At 67.9% G+C, this 15,415-nt stretch carries 16 protein-coding genes and 1 pseudogene; 9 read left to right on the top strand and 8 right to left on the bottom strand.

The window, feature by feature from the left end; genetic code table 11:
• Positions 1-31: 31 nt before the first annotated feature.
• Entirely contained in the window at positions 32-412 is a 381-nt protein-coding gene (locus QM772_RS16065; RefSeq protein ID WP_415138219.1) for a VOC family protein, read from the bottom strand.
• Between the two features lie 76 nt (positions 413-488).
• A complete protein-coding gene (locus tag QM772_RS16060; protein ID WP_415138217.1) occupies positions 489-947 on the bottom strand; it encodes a MarR family winged helix-turn-helix transcriptional regulator in 459 nt (152 codons plus the stop codon).
• 49 nt (positions 948-996) lie between these two features.
• On the opposite strand from QM772_RS16060, the gene QM772_RS16055 reads away from it, so the two are divergent.
• On the top strand, positions 997-1,590 hold the full coding sequence (locus QM772_RS16055) for a PaaI family thioesterase (RefSeq protein ID WP_415138215.1): 594 nt from the start codon (positions 997-999) through the stop codon (positions 1,588-1,590).
• A 28-nt stretch (positions 1,591-1,618) separates the two neighbouring features.
• Here the strand turns inward: QM772_RS16055 and QM772_RS16050 are convergent, their stop codons facing one another.
• A complete protein-coding gene (locus QM772_RS16050) occupies positions 1,619-3,490 on the bottom strand; it encodes a response regulator (protein WP_415138213.1) in 1,872 nt (623 codons plus the stop codon).
• 27 nt (positions 3,491-3,517) lie between these two features.
• On the opposite strand from QM772_RS16050, the gene QM772_RS16045 reads away from it, so the two are divergent.
• Positions 3,518-4,570 carry a response regulator gene (locus tag QM772_RS16045; protein WP_415138211.1) on the top strand — a complete coding sequence of 351 codons (1,053 nt, stop codon included), beginning with the start codon at positions 3,518-3,520 and terminating at the stop codon, positions 4,568-4,570.
• On the opposite strand, the gene QM772_RS16040 is transcribed toward QM772_RS16045, so the two are convergent.
• Complete coding sequence (locus QM772_RS16040) at positions 4,555-5,508, bottom strand: histidine phosphatase family protein (RefSeq protein ID WP_415138209.1); 954 nt, start codon at positions 5,506-5,508, stop codon at positions 4,555-4,557. The two genes, QM772_RS16045 and QM772_RS16040, sit on opposite strands and share 16 nt — an antisense overlap.
• Positions 5,499-6,464 carry an ATP-grasp domain-containing protein gene (locus tag QM772_RS16035; RefSeq protein WP_415138207.1) on the bottom strand — a complete coding sequence of 322 codons (966 nt, stop codon included), beginning with the start codon at positions 6,462-6,464 and terminating at the stop codon, positions 5,499-5,501. The genes QM772_RS16040 and QM772_RS16035 overlap by 10 nt, the downstream gene beginning before the upstream one ends.
• Before the next feature lie 94 nt (positions 6,465-6,558).
• On the opposite strand from QM772_RS16035, the gene QM772_RS16030 reads away from it, so the two are divergent.
• The 4 genes and pseudogenes from QM772_RS16030 to QM772_RS16015 form a co-directional block, all read left to right on the top strand.
• Complete coding sequence (locus QM772_RS16030; RefSeq protein WP_415138205.1) at positions 6,559-8,046, top strand: glycosyltransferase family 2 protein; 1,488 nt, start codon at positions 6,559-6,561, stop codon at positions 8,044-8,046.
• A gap of 5 nt (positions 8,047-8,051) precedes the next feature.
• On the top strand, positions 8,052-8,255 hold the full coding sequence (locus QM772_RS16025) for a hypothetical protein (protein ID WP_415138203.1): 204 nt from the start codon (positions 8,052-8,054) through the stop codon (positions 8,253-8,255).
• Positions 8,252-9,625, top strand: a complete 1,374-nt coding sequence (locus QM772_RS16020; RefSeq protein WP_415138201.1) for a tetratricopeptide repeat protein — start codon at positions 8,252-8,254, stop codon at positions 9,623-9,625. Before QM772_RS16025 ends, QM772_RS16020 begins: the two co-directional genes overlap by 4 nt.
• 49 nt (positions 9,626-9,674) lie before the next feature.
• Positions 9,675-9,752: pseudogene (locus tag QM772_RS16015) on the top strand (aromatic compound catabolic protein); the annotation flags it as partial.
• A gap of 100 nt (positions 9,753-9,852) precedes the next feature.
• Here QM772_RS16015 and clpA read toward each other — a convergent pair.
• Both clpA and clpS read right to left on the bottom strand, forming a co-directional pair.
• Positions 9,853-12,192, bottom strand: a complete 2,340-nt coding sequence (clpA, locus tag QM772_RS16010) for an ATP-dependent Clp protease ATP-binding subunit ClpA (protein WP_415138199.1) — start codon at positions 12,190-12,192, stop codon at positions 9,853-9,855.
• Between the two features lie 102 nt (positions 12,193-12,294).
• Entirely contained in the window at positions 12,295-12,669 is a 375-nt protein-coding gene (gene clpS, locus QM772_RS16005) for an ATP-dependent Clp protease adapter ClpS (RefSeq protein ID WP_415138197.1), read from the bottom strand.
• Positions 12,670-12,812: 143 nt separating this feature from the next.
• On the opposite strand from clpS, the gene QM772_RS16000 reads away from it, so the two are divergent.
• Positions 12,813-13,085 carry a cold-shock protein gene (locus QM772_RS16000; protein ID WP_415138195.1) on the top strand — a complete coding sequence of 91 codons (273 nt, stop codon included), beginning with the start codon at positions 12,813-12,815 and terminating at the stop codon, positions 13,083-13,085.
• A gap of 61 nt (positions 13,086-13,146) precedes the next feature.
• Here QM772_RS16000 and icd read toward each other — a convergent pair whose 3' ends face one another.
• Positions 13,147-14,406 carry an NADP-dependent isocitrate dehydrogenase gene (gene icd / locus QM772_RS15995; RefSeq protein WP_415138193.1) on the bottom strand — a complete coding sequence of 420 codons (1,260 nt, stop codon included), beginning with the start codon at positions 14,404-14,406 and terminating at the stop codon, positions 13,147-13,149.
• Between the two features lie 152 nt (positions 14,407-14,558).
• Here icd and QM772_RS15990 point away from each other — a divergent pair, with 152 nt between their 5' ends.
• On the top strand, positions 14,559-14,765 hold the full coding sequence (locus QM772_RS15990; protein ID WP_415138191.1) for a hypothetical protein: 207 nt from the start codon (positions 14,559-14,561) through the stop codon (positions 14,763-14,765).
• A 128-nt stretch (positions 14,766-14,893) separates the two neighbouring features.
• Positions 14,894-15,364, top strand: coding sequence for a DUF192 domain-containing protein (locus QM772_RS15985; RefSeq protein WP_415138189.1), 471 nt, complete (start codon positions 14,894-14,896; stop codon positions 15,362-15,364).
• Positions 15,365-15,415 lie beyond the last annotated feature (51 nt).

Below are 15,415 nucleotides of genomic sequence, written 5' to 3'. Positions count from 1 at the left end.
CGGGCGCTGGAGCTTGATTTGGCTTAAAGACTCAAGCCTTGGGCGGACGATGCAGGCCGCAGATCTTGTTGCCGTCCGGGTCGCGGAAATAGCACAGATACATGCCCCCAGGGCCGCCGCGCCAGCCGGGCGGGTCTTCAATGGCCACGCCGCCGTGCGCGATGGCGGCGGCATGGAACTGGTCGGCCTGTTCGGGGCTGGCCATGGCGAAGCCGATGGTCGAGCCGTTGCCGCGCGTGGCCGGCTGGCCGTCGATCGGCTGGCTGACGCTGAACGTGCCGCCATTGGCGCGCCAGAACACGCGGTGGCGATCCACCATGCCGGGCTTGGCGCCGATGACGGCGAGCACGGCGTCGTAGAACCGCTTGGATTTTTCGAGATCGTTGGTGCCGATCATGATGTGGCTGAACATGGGTCTCCTCGTGAGGCGTGAAAAGTAATGAGCGCGGAACCATGCTAGCAGCACCGGCCGAAGCGTCGGCGCGCCGTCATTCGTCGTGCGCGCCCTCGTCCTCGCCGCCGGCCAGCAGGCCCAGGCTGTCGTCGATCAGAGCGTGCAGCGCAGCCACGCGCTCCACGCCGAGCAGCGCATTCAACCCCTCTTGCGCAGCACGCCAGCGGCGCTGCGCCTCGGCGCGCTTGGCTCGACCGGCCGGCGTGATGGCGACCAAGCGGCTGCGCGCATCGGGGCCGTCGGCCAGCTCCAGCCACCCCGCAGCCACCATCGGCTGGAGGTTGCGCGTCAGTGTCGAAGGCGTCAGGCCCATCTCGCGCGCCAGATCCACCGGCCGCAGCGGCCCCAGGTGCAGCACGTGCGAAAGCAGCGAGTACTGCGTGGTCTTGAGGCCGGCGCGCGCCAACTCGGCGTCGTAGTGACGCGCCACGCGGCGCATCAGCTGGCGCAGCTTGAAGTTGGTGCAGCCCTGCGGGCGGGCGGCGGTGCTCATGGAAATGATTGTATATGCAATAATTTTGGCTGCATCACGAGGAGCGCACATGGCACAGACGAACGAACTCGAACGCTGGCTGGAGGACGAAGCCCGCGTGCAGGCCCGGCTCGACGCCGGCCCCGGCCCGGGCGTGGCCCGCCCCGAGCAAATCGCGGGCAAGACGGGGCTGGAGATCATGCAGGGCATCACGGACGGCACCCTGCCCTACGCCGAGATCGCCAGGACGCTGGACTTCACCGTCATCGAGGTGGGGCCGGGCCGCGCGGTGTTCCAGGGCACGCCCTCGCAGCGCCACCTCAATCCGCTGGGCACGGTGCACGGCGGCTGGTTCGCCACGCTGCTGGACTCGGCGCTGGGCTGCGCCGTGCACACGATGATGCCGCCGGGCCGCGCCTACACCACGGCGGAGCTGGGCCTCAACCTGGTCAAGGCCATCACGCCCAAGGTGCGGCGGGTGCGCGCCATCGGCCAGGTGGTGCACTGCGGCCGCCAGCTCGCCACGGCCGAAGCGCGGCTGGTGGGGCCGGACGGCACACTCTACGCGCACGCCTCCACGACGTGTCTGGTGTTCGAGGTTGGCGCCAACAAGGAAGGGCACGTTGCAAAAAGGCAGATCCAGACAAACGAGCAAGTTATCTGAGCCACCACTGCAACGCGGTCGCCCGCACTCATCCTCCAGCGCGCTGCACTTTCTTTTCGAACACCGGCAGCGCCTGCACCAGCAGCGCCCAATGACCCTGGCGCGCGGCGTTGGCCAGGCTGGTGGCCATGGCCAGAGCATTCCCGGCGTCGCGGCCCTGCAACAACCAGGACTCGATATCCATCAGCGCCACCAGCACGGCCGCGCCATCACGGCGCTGCAGCGCGGAGCGCAACTGATCCAGCGGCGCCGCGGCGGCCGCCGCCGCTCCGGGCGGGGCGGCGGAGACATCCGGGAGAAGCAAGTCCAGAGCGGGCAGCAGCACCTGCGGGCCGGCGACGCCAGCGCCCAGGGCTGAGCGCATGGCCTGCGTGAGCATTTCAGCCGACACCGGCTTGCTGACGTAGCTGTCCATGCCGGCAGCCAGGCACTCCTCACGATCGCCTGGCATGGCGTGGGCAGTCAACGCGACGATGGGCATGTGGCCGCCGGCGCGGGCCTCATGCCTGCGGATGCGCGCGGTGGCGTCGAAACCCGAGAGACCCGGCATCTGCACGTCCATGAGGATCAGATCGAAGGGCTGGCGCTGCCACAGGGCCAGCACCTCGCTGCCGTCGCGCGCCACCTCCACGCTGCATTCCATTTGCTTGAGCATGCGGCGCATCAGCAGCTCGTTGACGGCGTTGTCCTCGGCCAACAGAACTTTGCGGCCGGCCAGCGCGATTTCTTCGGAGGCCAGCGGTGCAATCAGGGTGGTGTCCGGCGCATCGTCCATCTGGGTCAGGGTCACCGACACCTGAAACTGGCTGCCCTGCCCCGGCTCGCTGTGCACGCGGATGGCGCCATCCATCATCGACGCCAGCCGCGCGGAAATGGCCAGACCCAGCCCAGAGCCACCGTAGCGGCGAGTGGTGGAGGCATCGACCTGGGTGAAAGCCTCAAAAATCGCCTGCTGCTGGTCGGCCGGGATGCCGATGCCGGTGTCGCGCACCTCCATCAGCAGGCGCAGGCGCACTCCGCCCAGGTCACCATTGTCCGGCCCCAGGGCCAGCGAAACTGCGATGCGGCCCTTTGCGGTGAACTTGATCGCGTTGGCCAGTAGATTGGACAGGATTTGGCGCAGCCGCACCGGATCACCCACCAGGGTCTGCGGCAGCTCAGACGCGACCTGGGTTTCGAACCGCAGTCCTTTTTTTCCCGCCGCCAGCGCATGCGGCGCCACCAGATCGTTCAGCCAGCGCCGCAGATCGAAGCGCACCTGCTCGAAGCTGAGCTTGCCGGCCTCCATCTTGGAGAAGTCGAGAACGTCGTTCAGCAGCGCCAGCAGGTTGCCCGCCGAACTGTCGATCAGGTGCAGAAAGTTGCGCTGCTCGTCGTTCAGCGGTGATTGCAGCAGCAGGTTGGTCAAGCCAAGAATGGCGTTCAGCGGCGTGCGCATCTCGTGGCTGACGTTGGCCAGCAGCTCGCTTTTGGCACGGTCGCCGGCCTCGGCGCTGCGCCGCGCGGCGACAAGCGCTTCCTGCGTGCGGCGACGCTGTGAAATATCGGCGGCGGTGCCCATCATGCGCAGCGCGCGGCCGGCGGCGTCGCGCTGGGTCACCGTGCCCAGGGCTTCCGTCCAAAGCCATTCCTCGCCGAATTGGATGCGGAACTCGGCCTGGAAGCGCGGGCGCAGGCCCTGCACGCTTTCCTCCAGCCTGCGCCGCACCCCCTCCACGTCCTTGGCATGAATGCGGGCCAGCAGATCTTCCATGCGCAGAAGATGACCGGTGGGACCGATCAGCCGCGACCATTGCGGACTGAGAAACACCTGCTGCGAAGGAATGTCCCACTCCCACGGCGCCAGGCCCGAGGCATCCACCGCGAAGCGATGCAGCTCGCCCAAATCCTGCTGAGTCATGCGCCATGGTAGCGCGGAGGCAACGCCGTGGAAGACTGCACGAGCGGCGCGCAAGCCATCGTGTATCTTTCATGCATGCATCCAGCCGCCAGCCTGCAGATTCTGCTGATCGAGGACAGCCCCGTGCACACCCTGCTGCTGCGAAGCTGGCTGGAGGCCGATGGACTGGCGGCGGTGACCGCGGTGGACACCGGCGAGGAAGGTCTGCGGCAGGCGGCCGCCCACGCCTGGGACCTGGTGATCACCGACGTGGAGTTGCCGGACATGAACGGCCTGGCCCTGCTGGAGGCGGTGAAGGCCGCCGACCCATGGGCACCGGTGCTGGTGATCACCGCGCACCGCAGCGCAGACTATGCCCAGCGCGCGCTGCAGGGCCATGCCGATGGCCTGCTGTTCAAGCCCGTCGCGAAAGAGGAATTGCTGGCCAACGCCACCCGTATGGCCGGCGAGGCGGCCGAACGCCGGCGCCGCCACCGCAAGCTGGTGCTGGCCATCGGCGCCCATCCGGACGACGTCGAGATCGGCTGCGGCGGCGCGCTGGCCAAGCACCGTGCGCACGGCGACAGTCTGGTGATCCTCACCCTCAGCCAGGGCATGTACGGGGGCGACCCGACAGAACGCGACCAGGAGGCTCACCAGGCCGCCGCCGTGCTGAACGCCACGCTGCGCTGGGGCGGTCTGCACGACACCGCCATCTCCGAGAGCCGGGAAACCATCTCCGTGATCGAGCGGCAGATCGCCGAGTTGCGGCCCACCCATGTCTATACGCATTCGCAGAACGACAACCACCAGGACCATCGCAACGCCCACCTGGCCACCATCGTGGCGGCGCGCGAGGTGCCGAATCTCTATTGCTACCAGTCGCCCTCCAGCACGGTAGCCTTCCAGCCGCACCTGTTCATCGACATCTCCAGCCACCTGGAAGACAAGCTGCGCGCCATCGCGGCCTACCGCAGCCAGACGGTGCAGCGAGCCTACCTGCAGGAAGACTTCATCCGCGCCACCGCCCGCTACTGGGGCCGCTTCTGCGGCTACGGCCTGGCCGAGCCGATGGAGGTGAAGCGTCAGCGCGACACCTGAGCCGCCGCCTGCGCCAGCAGGCGGTCCATGGCATCGGCCACGCCGGCGCAGCGCTGCAACGCGAGGTCGCCCACGCCCTCCCCGGCGGCAGGCTGCCGTGCACGCAACTGCTGGTACAGCGCCTGCGCCTGGGCATGCAGGCTTTCGGTAGCGATGATGGCCAGCGTAGGCACCTGCCTATGCAGATATTTCAGGATGCCGGCCCGGTTGCTCTCGGCGATGGCCGCGCGAAAGCCCGCCAACTCCGGCAACGCGTCGCGCCCAAAGGTAGCCAGCAGTTCACGCAGTATCTCGGTATCGCCATCCAGAAAGTTCAGGGCACGCTCCAGGTCCAGTTCGCCGGTGGCAGGCGGCACCGGCTGCCAGATCAGAATTTCACCATTGCGCATCGGCTGGCTGATTTCCGCCGCGCGGTAGGCGGCCATGCCGGCAGCGGTGGCCGGATAGCCCAGCGCTTCGCCCCAGAGGCAGGCCTTGAAGAACTGCCCGTGGCCCACCGCCACCACGAAGGCGTCGCCCAGGCCGAGCAGGCGGGCGCGGAAATCGGCCAGCCGCCGCATGAAGCCGGCGAACGACTCGGCGCCCTCGCCATCGCAGTGGCCGGGGTCGGCGCGCTCCCAGTAGTCGCGCACCCAGGGACGGCGCATGTCCGCCGTGGTGCCGCGGCAGCGCACCGGCGCCAGGTAGCTGAACTCCTGGATGGGCCAGGTCTGCACCGGCGCCGCCGGCCAGCACGCGCGCAGCGGCCGGGCAGTGGCCTGTGCGCGCAGGAAGGGCGAGATCACGATGAGGTCGGGCTGCTGCACGACCCGCAGCGCCGCCTCCCGCGCCTGCGCCTCGCCCACCTCGGTCAGCGCCACGTCTTCGTGGCTGTCAGTGGGCAGGCCGGCGTTGGCCACGCTTTGCCCATGGCGCAGCAGCCAGGCGGTCACTGGCACAGCGCCCTCCATTCCTGCGGATCGACGAATTTCTCGGTCAGGTAGCGCACCGACATCAGCTCCTCGAACGGCAGCAGGCCATCCGGCAGCGAACGCCCCTCAAGTTCAGCCACCAGCAGCGCCGGCATGTCCACGCCGGCGGCGGTGGTCAGCGGCAGCGTGCCGGGGAAGCGCGGATTGATTTCCAGCAGCTTGAAAACACCGTCGGCGCCCCGGCGGAACTGCACGTTGGCCACGTGGCGAATGCCAGCGCCGCGCGCGGCACGCACGGCGGCATCGACCACCTCCGGCACCCGAACGGTACGGGCGGTGATGGCGATGCCGGAGTCGGTCTTCATGCGCTCGCGCGGCACCGCGGCCACCACCTCGCCGTCGCGCCGCACGTAGACGTCCACCGAATACTCCTCGCCGGGCAGGTATTCCTGCACCAGCAGCGAGCCGTCGCGGGGCAGCGTGGCCAGGGCCGCGCGTGTCTCCAGCAGGGTGAGGTCGCGCGAGCCGGAGCCCCCACGCGGCTTGGCGAACCAGGGCAGCGGCGCGGACAGCTCGAACGGCGCCTCGGTCAGCACCGCATGGACCGGCACCGGCACCACGCCGTGCAGGTGCGCCAGCAGCGCCAGCTTGTCGCGGCACAGGCGCAGGGTGTCCAGCGGGGACAGCGGCAGCTGGATGCCGGCGACCTCGAAGTCGGCGCGGCGCAGCGCCAGCGGCACCAGTTCGGCATCGACGGTGCTCACCAGGGCCTGGATGCCACGAGAGCGGCAGGCGGCCAGGGCTTCGTCGGCGAAGCCGGGCGCTTCGCCGCGCGGCAGCACCAGGCGCTGCGGCGCCGGCACCAGGTACAGGCCGGGGGCGCGCGGGTCCATGTCGGCCATGTGGAGTTCGTGGCTGGCGCCCAGGCTTTTCCAGACGCTGATGGCGGCCGGGCCGCCGGCCCCCGTGAGAAGAATCTTCATGCGTTGCTGCCGTCGCGAGACAGGCCGATCCGATGGGCCTATTGTGCGGCCTGTGCACGCCCCGCGGCCCGGGCGCTGTGGTATACCGGCCCGCATGATTTCCCTCACCTGGCTGGGCATGTTCTGCGTGGCCCTGATCCTGCTGAGCATGCTGCCGGTGGCGGCGGCGCTGATGCAGTTTCTGATGGTGGGGATGCATGGGGCGCGCAATCACTACGGGCAATGTGGCGACTTCACGCCGCGGGTCGCGGTGCTGGTGCCGGCCTGGAACGAAGGCCTGGTGGTGGCCGCCAGCATTGACATGCTGGTTCGCATGGATTACCCGGCCGGGGCGCTGCGCATCTACGTGGTGGACGACGCCAGCACCGACGACACGCCCGAGGTAGTGCAAGCCAAGGCGCGCGAATACCCCGGCCAGGTCGTGCACCTGCGGCGCGAGCGCGGCGGCCAGGGCAAGGCCCACACCCTCAACCATGGGCTGGAGGCGGTGCTGCGCGAGCCCTGGGCGGAGGCGGTGCTGATCATGGACGCCGACGTGCTGTTCGAGGCCCCCACGCTGCGGCGCATGGCGCGTCACCTGGCCGACCCGCGGGTGGGCTCGGTCACGGCCTACATCAAGGAAGGCAGCCAGCCCGACAACCTGGTGTCGCGCTATATCGCCTTCGAGTACGTCACCGCCCAGGCCGCCTCGCGCCGGGCGCAGAACGTGATGGGCGCCCTGGCCTGCCTGGCCGGCGGCGCTCAGTTGCACCGGCGCGAGAACCTCGTCGCCATCGGCGGCGCCATCGATACCAGCACCCTGGCCGAGGACACCTTCACCACCTTCCGCACCCAGTTGGCCGGCAACCAGGCGGTGTTCGACGGCAACGCCGTGGTCTGGGCCGAAGAGCCCGGCAGCCTGGTGGCGCTGTGGAAGCAACGGCTGCGCTGGTCACGCGGCAACCTGCAACTGACTCGCCATTTCCGCCGCATGTGGTTCAACCCCTTCGGCGCCACCCGGCTGTCGTCCGTTCCCTTCGGCGTGATGTGGTTCAGCATCGTGCTGATGCCGGTGTTCATGATCATGGGTTCGGTGGGCATGGTGTCGTTGTACCTGCTCGATCCCAGAGAGGCCTGGTTGCTGCTGGCCAGCTTCTGGGGCCTGAGCATCGCGGCCCACCTGTTCGTCACCCTGTACAGCTGCCTGATCGACCCCGGCACCGGCCGCCGGTCCTGGTTCGAGGGCATCACCTATCCGGGGCTGGTATCGCTGGCCATCATGCTGTTCTCCTTCACGCCGGCGCACCTGCTGCCGGCGCTGCCGCGCACTGGCCACCCACACCTGATACGGAGCGGCTTCGACCTGCTGATGCTGCTCATCTATTCCTGGACGGCGCTGAGCATGCTGGCCGCCTGGGCCACCTACCGCGCCGAGAAGGCCGGCCTGCCGCGCGGCTTGTGCAACTTCCTGCTGGTGCTGGTGGGCTACGGCCCGCTGCAATGCGCCATCACCTTCGCGGCCTATGTCGCGGAATTCCGCCAGACGAGCCTGCAATGGGACAAGACAGAGAAATCGGGCAAGGCCCACATCCTGCCCTCCTGAGCGGCGTGCCGCCCAGCCCGCTGCCGCTGGATGCAGCGCCGGCCGGACTGCCGCCCGCCACGGCAGCGTGCGCGCCCTCGGACGCCTTCCAGCGCCTGCTGGCGACCGACCAGGCAATGGAGCGGCGCCTGATCGCCCGCGAAGCGCTGGCATTGGCCGTCAGCCTCGCGACCGTACTGGCCCTGCGATGGCTGGCCCAGATGCTATGAGCCGCCGCGCCGCCTCAAGACGAATCCTGTGCTCCGCACAGACCCTCGGCCTCGCCCTCGTCCTGCTGCCCTCCTGGCCCTGCGCCGCCCAAGGGCAGGCTACAGCCGCGCCACCCCCGCTGCCCGCCTGCGATTTGGGCGCCGCCCAGCGCGGATTGGCCGAGCGTCCGCAGCCCGTGGCACAGATCACCGCCCTGCTGGCCCGCTGCGCCGAAGCCCAGCCCGCCGACTGGCACGTGCCCTGGCTGCAGGGCGTGCTGGCCCGCGACCAGCGACAGTTGGATGCGGCGCTGGCCGCGCTGCGCCGCGCCCATGCCATGGCACCGGAAGAAACCGCGCCAACCTTCGATCTGGCCGTCACTCTCGAATGGCATGGCGACTTCATCGAGGCCGATGCTCTCTATGCGCATCTGCGGCGCGGCGATCCCGCCTCGCAACCCGCCCTGCTGGGGCGCGCCCGTGTCGCCCGCGCCCTGGGCCGAGCCGAAGCGGCGCGCGAGTTCTACCAGCAGGCGCAGCAGGCCGAGCCGGCCAGCCGTGAAGCCCGTCTGGGCCTGGCTTGGCTGGACCTGTATCAGCTGCGCCCCGATACTGCGCGCGAAAGCTTCCGGCAAGTGCTGGCCGAGACGCCTGGCGATCCCGAGGCCAGCCGCGGCCTGCAGGCCGCCGACCAGAGCTTCCGCCTGCGCTTCGATGCCAGCCTGGGCATGGCCCGGCTGGCCGCCGGCACGGCCACCACGGCCAGCGCCGCGCTGATGCTGTTGGTCAACGCCCAGGAGGGCGTGGAATTCAGCCTGGGCCGCAACAGCCGCGAGCTGCCCGCCGAGCGCCTGACCGACAGCACCCCTCTTCCTGCCTGGCAGGCCCGCGTGGGCTACCACGCACAGACGGAAGGCGGCCTGCGGTGGTCGGCCAGCCTGGAGCGGCGCGAACGCGACGCGCGCCCGGCCGAGCATCGAGTGGAACTGCGCTTCACTCGCCGCTTGGGCGCGGCCGGCACCGGCCCGCTGCAGGTGTATCTGGGCGGCCGCAAAAGTTTCTCGTCACCTTGGAATGCCAGTTTGCTGTTCGGTGGCCTGAGCTACGACCTCGACCGCCAGTGGACGGTAGCCGGCACGTACTACAACGGCCGCGAGCGGGCCAGTGGTACCCAGCAAGCGGTTGCGCTCGACCTGTACCGAGAAACCGGCGCGCGAGGCCTGCTGTTGAACCTGGGCGTGGCTTACGGCCGGCAGCCGTCCAATCTCGGCGTCCATGGACGGCTGATCTATCCGCTGTCCCGCACGCACGCCGTGGTGTTCAGCCTGGAGCGACGCTCGCTGGGCCGCGAACTGGAAGCTTCGGTGGGTTGGCGTTATCTGCTGGACTGAAGACCATCCGCCGAAGATTCATGAGTGTCAGGGAGCCGGTTCCAGACCGAAAGCGCGGCTGGTGGGGCCGGACGGCACACTCTACGCGCACGCCACCACGACCTGCCTGGTTTTCGATGCCAAATAGGGCTCCAGCGCCCTCCAGTCAAGCGCCAGCAGCTATCAACTAAATAGCAAAAGGCTGGTTGCGCAGGCAACCAGCCTTTTCCTTCAGAGGGGGGCGGGCGTCAATCCGCCGCCAATTCCTCTTCCGGCTCGGCCGGCTCGGCGCCCTTGGCGCGCTCGCGCTTGGGCAGCGGAGTGATGTCGAGCAGCACCTCGTCCTTGTCGTCCAGGTCCACCGACAGGCGCCCGCCTTCGATCAGGCGGCCGAACAGCAGTTCGTCCGCCAGCGCCTTGCGGATGGTGTCCTGGATCAGGCGCTGCATCGGGCGCGCGCCCATCAGCGGGTCGAAACCCTTCTTCGCCAGGAACTTGCGCAGCGTGTCGGAGAAGGTGACCTCCACCTTCTTCTCGGCCAGCTGCGTCTCCAGCTGCAGCAGGAACTTGTCCACCACGCGCAGGATGATCTGCTCGTCCAGCGGCTTGAAGCTGACGATGGCGTCCAGCCGGTTGCGGAACTCGGGCGTGAACAGGCGCTTGATGTCGGCCATCTCGTCGCCCGCCTGGCGCGGGTTGGTGAAGCCGATGGTGGCCTTGTTCATGGTCTCGGCGCCCGCGTTGGTCGTCATGATGATGATGACGTTGCGGAAGTCGGCCTTGCGCCCGTTGTTGTCCGTCAGCGTGCCGTGGTCCATCACCTGGAGCAGCACGTTGAAGATGTCGGGGTGCGCCTTCTCGATTTCGTCGAGCAGCAGCACGCAGTGCGGCTTCTTGCTGATGGCCTCGGTCAGCAGGCCGCCCTGGTCGAAGCCGACGTAGCCGGGAGGCGCGCCGATCAGGCGGCTGACGGCATGGCGCTCCATGTACTCCGACATGTCGAAGCGGATCAGATCCACGCCCATGATGTAGGCCAGCTGCTTGGCCGCCTCGGTCTTGCCGACGCCGGTGGGGCCGCTGAACAGGAACGAGCCGATCGGTTTGTCGCCCTTGCCCAGGCCCGAGCGCGCCATCTTGACGGCGGCGGCCAGCACCTCCAGCGCTTTGTCCTGGCCGAACACCACGCTCTTCAGGTCGCGTTCCAGCGTTTGCAGCTTGCTGCGGTCGTCGTTGCTAACGCTGGCCGGCGGGATGCGCGCGATCTTGGCGACGATCTCCTCAATCTCGTGCTTGCCGATGGTCTTCTTGCGCTTGCTGGCCAGGGCGATGCGCTGCGCGGCGCCGGCCTCGTCGATCACGTCGATGGCCTTGTCGGGCAGGTGGCGGTCGGTGATGTACTTGGCCGACAACTCGGCCGCGGCTTGCAGCGCGGCCGCGGCGTACTTGACGCTGTGGTGCTCCTCGAAGCGGGTCTTGAGGCCCTTGAGGATCTCGATGGTTTCAGGCACCGAAGGCTCGACCACGTCCACCTTCTGGAAGCGGCGCGACAGCGCCGCGTCCTTCTCGAAGATGCCGCGGTACTCGGTGAAGGTGGTGGCGCCGATGCACTTGAGCTGGCCCGACGACAGCGCCGGCTTGAGCAGGTTGGACGCATCGAGCGTGCCGCCCGACGCCGCGCCGGCGCCGATGAGCGTGTGGATCTCGTCGATGAACAGGATGGCGCCGGGCTTGTCCTTCAGGCCCTTGAGCACGCCTTTCAGGCGCTGCTCGAAGTCGCCGCGGTACTTGGTGCCGGCCAGCAGCGCGCCCATGTCGAGCGCGTAGACGATGGCGCCCTCCAGCACCTCGGGCACGTTGCCCTCGGTGATGCGCCAGGCCAGGCCCTCGGCGATGGCGGTCTTGCCCACGCCGGCCTCGCCCACCAGCAGCGGGTTGTTCTTGCGCCGGCGGCACAGGATCTGGATGGTGCGCTCGACCTCGTACTCGCGGCCGATCAGCGGGTCGATCTTGCCGTCCTTGGCGTTCTGGTTCAGGTTGACGGTGAACTGCTCCAGCGGCGAGGCCTTCTCGCTGCGCTCGCTGCCGCCCTCCTCGGCCTCGCCGCCGCCGGCCTGCTGGCCGTCGGGCTGCTTGGGCTGCTCGGGCGGGTCGCTCTTGCGGATGCCGTGGGCGATGAAGTTCACCACGTCCAGCCGCGTCACGCCCTGCTGGTGCAGGTAGTAGACGGCGTGCGAGTCCTTCTCGCCGAAGATGGCGACCAGCACGTTGGCGCCGGTCACCTCCTTCTTGCCGTTGCCGGTGGACTGCACGTGCATGATGGCGCGCTGGATCACACGCTGGAAGCCCAGCGTGGGCTGCGTGTCCACCTCGTCGGTGCCGGCCACCTGGGGCGTGTTGTCCTTGATGAAGTTGGTCAGCGACTTGCGCAGGTCGTCGATGTTGGCCGAGCAAGCGCGCAGCACCTCGGCGGCGCTGGGGTTGTCCAGCAGGGCCAGCAGCAGGTGTTCCACGGTGATGAACTCGTGGCGCTGCTGACGGGCCTCGACGAAGGCCATGTGGAGGCTGACTTCCAGTTCCTGGGCGATCATGATGGTGCTTTCCTTTTACGCCGACAGCTTACGACGGGCTCCCGGCTTCGATAAACGCAAATGGGGGAAGTTCGGTGATATTCAACGCCATGGTCCGCGCCCTCATTCGACCGGCTCGCTGACACACTGGAGGGGGTGGCCGGCCTGCTTCGCCGCGTCCAGCACCTGGTCCACCTTGGTGGCCGCCACGTCGCGCGAATAGACGCCGCAGATGCCTTTGCCGTCCAGGTGGATCTTGAGCATGATCTGGGTGGCCGTCTCGCGGTCCTTGCCGAAGAATTCCTGGATGACGACGACGACGAACTCCATCGGCGTGTAGTCGTCGTTGAGCATCACCACCTGGTACATCTGCGGCGGCTTGACCTTCTGCGGCACGCGTTCGAGCACGACCTCGCCGCCGCCGTCGGGCTGGCGCACCGGCGCGATCGGGCCGCCGGGCTTGGGCGGAGTCGGGGGAGAAGTTGCCATCGAAACCATTCTATCGATCGCGTCAAGCGACGGCAGGAACGCTGGCAAGTTCCGCGCCATCCCAGCACGGTGCCGCAGGGTTGATTGACAAGCCCAAAGTTGTTACAGCACACTTCGCCCAGGACGGAAGTCATAACACCAAGGAGCGAGACATGGCCAACGGCAAAGTGAAATGGTTCAACGACCTGAAGGGCTTCGGGTTCATCGAGCCGGATGGCGGCGGGCCGGACGTGTTCGCGCACTTCTCGGCCATCGACATGGACGGCTTCAAGACGCTGAAGGAGGGCGCCCGCGTCAGCTACGAGGTGAACCAGGGCCCCAAGGGGCTGCTGGCGATGCACATCCGCACCGAGTCGGCGGAGCCGCTGCCGGGCGAGATGCCACCGGCATCCGCGGTCGGCGAACAGCCGCCGATGGCGCATTGAGCGCCTGCCTCCATCAGCAAAAAGCCCGGCTCGGCCGGGCTTTTTGCTGGGCGCAGGCGCCTCACATCTGCTCGATCATCACCTGCCCGAAGCCAGAGCAGCTGACCTGCGTGGCGCCGTCCATCAGGCGCGCGAAGTCGTAGGTGACCCGCTTGCTCTGGATCGCGGCCTCCATCGCTTCGATGATCTTGTCGGCCGCCTCCTTCCAGCCCATGTGGCGCAGCATCATCTCGGCGCTGAGGATCTCGGAGCCGGGGTTCACGTAGTCCTTGCCGGCGTACTTGGGCGCGGTGCCGTGGGTGGCCTCGAAGCAGGCGACGCTGTCGCTCAGGTTGGCGCCCGGCGCGATGCCGATGCCGCCGACCTGGGCCGCCAGCGCGTCGGAGATGTAGTCGCCGTTCAGGTTCAGCGTGGCGATGACGCTGTATTCCGCCGGGCGCAGCAGGATCTGTTGCAGGAAGGCGTCGGCGATCGAGTCCTTGACGATGATGTCCCGGCCCGTGTTCGGGTTCTTGAACCTGCACCACGGCCCGCCGTCCATCGGCTCGGCGCCAAACTCGCGCTGCGCCAGCGCGTAGCCCCAGTCGCGGAAGCCGCCCTCGGTGTATTTCATGATGTTGCCCTTGTGCACCAGGGTCACGCTGGGCTTGTCGTTGTCGATGGCGTACTGGATCGCTTTGCGCACCAGGCGCTCGGTGCCCTCGATGGACACGGGCTTGACGCCGATGCCCGAGGTCTCCGGGAAGCGGATCTTGCCAACGCCCATCTCCTCGGTCAGGAACTTGATGAGCTTGCGCGCCTTGTCGCTCCGGGCCTCCCACTCGATGCCGGCGTAGATGTCCTCCGAGTTCTCGCGGAAGATCACCATGTTGACCTTCTCGGGCTCCTTCAGCGGCGAGGGCACGCCCTTGAAATACTGCACCGGGCGCAGGCAGACGTACAGGTCCAGCTCCTGGCGCAGCGCCACGTTGAGCGAGCGGATGCCGCCGCCCACCGGCGTGGTCAGCGGCCCCTTGATGGAGACCACGTAGTCGCGCAGGATCGCCAGCGTCTCCTCGGGCAGCCAGACGTCGGGGCCGTAGACGCGGGTGGACTTCTCGCCCGCGTAGACCTCCATCCAGTGGATGCGGCGCGCATCGCCGTAGCACTTGTGCACGGCGGCATCGACCACCTTGATCATCACCGGCGTGATGTCCACGCCGGTGCCGTCGCCCTCGATGTAGGGGATGATGGGGTGGTCGGGAACGTTCAGCGACAAGTCGGGGTTGACCGTGATCTTCCGGCCTTCGGCGGGAATCTGGATGTGCTGGTAGGCGGTCATGAATGCTGTCTCCGTGGTGGCCGCTGCCCGCGCGAGGAGCGGGCGGAGCGCAGAAATTCTAGCCGTGTCAACGCCGCCCGGCCCCGGCCGTTGAGGATGGACCATGCGGCCTTTCGCATGGCTTCCGACAGACTTTTCAACGATTGGCACCTATGAAGAAATTCCTCGCTCTCCTCGCGGCTGGCCTGTTCGTTTCCGGGGCTTTCGCGCAAGCGGCCGCCCCTGCCGCACCGGCCGCCGAAGCCGCCCCCGCACCTGCTGCCGCAGCCCCCGCGAAGGCCAAGGGCCATCACGCCAAAGCCCCGGCCAAGCACAAGACCGCAAAGAAGAGCCACAAGCACGCCCACAAGGCCGCCTGAACCCGGTCTGTACCGAAAAGCCCGCTCGCGCGGGCTTTTTTCCTTTTTCTCCCCGATTTCGGCGAGGCCGCTGTTGCACGCCGCTGTCCGGCGTGAAGGTCGTTTCGTTGCCTGCTAGGCTTATGTCCATGACCTCCGCCCTTCTTTCGTTTCTTCCCCTTATGCGCTGCCTCGTGGCCACCGCCTTCGGTCTGGCAGCCATGGCCGCGCTGGCGCAAGGCAGCCCGCAGATGAACCTGCCGCGCGTGAACCTGCAGGCGGGCATGTACCGCATCGACGCTCAAGTGGCCGCCGCGCCGCACGAACGCCAGACCGGCCTGATGTTCCGCCAGGACATGCCACCGCACGAAGGCATGCTGTTCGTGTTCGAGCAGCCGGGCGTGCAGTGCTTCTGGATGAAGAACACGCTGATCCCGCTGACGGCCGCCTTCCTGGCCGACGACGGCACCATCGTCAACCTGGCCGACATGAAGCCGCTGGATGAATCCAGCCACTGCTCGGCCAAGCCGGTGCGCTACGTGCTGGAGATGAACCAGGGCTGGTTCGCGCAACGGCACCTGAAGGCGGGCGCCAAGCTGCGCAATGCGCTATTTAAATAATAGCTTCCCGCGCTTTATGGACGGGCACCGGAGGCCGATTTGGCTTGAAAC

It is taken from the genome of Ottowia sp., assembly GCF_047601385.1.
Classification (GTDB): domain Bacteria; phylum Pseudomonadota; class Gammaproteobacteria; order Burkholderiales; family Burkholderiaceae_C; genus Ottowia.
This window is presented reverse-complemented; position numbering and strand designations above follow the sequence as displayed.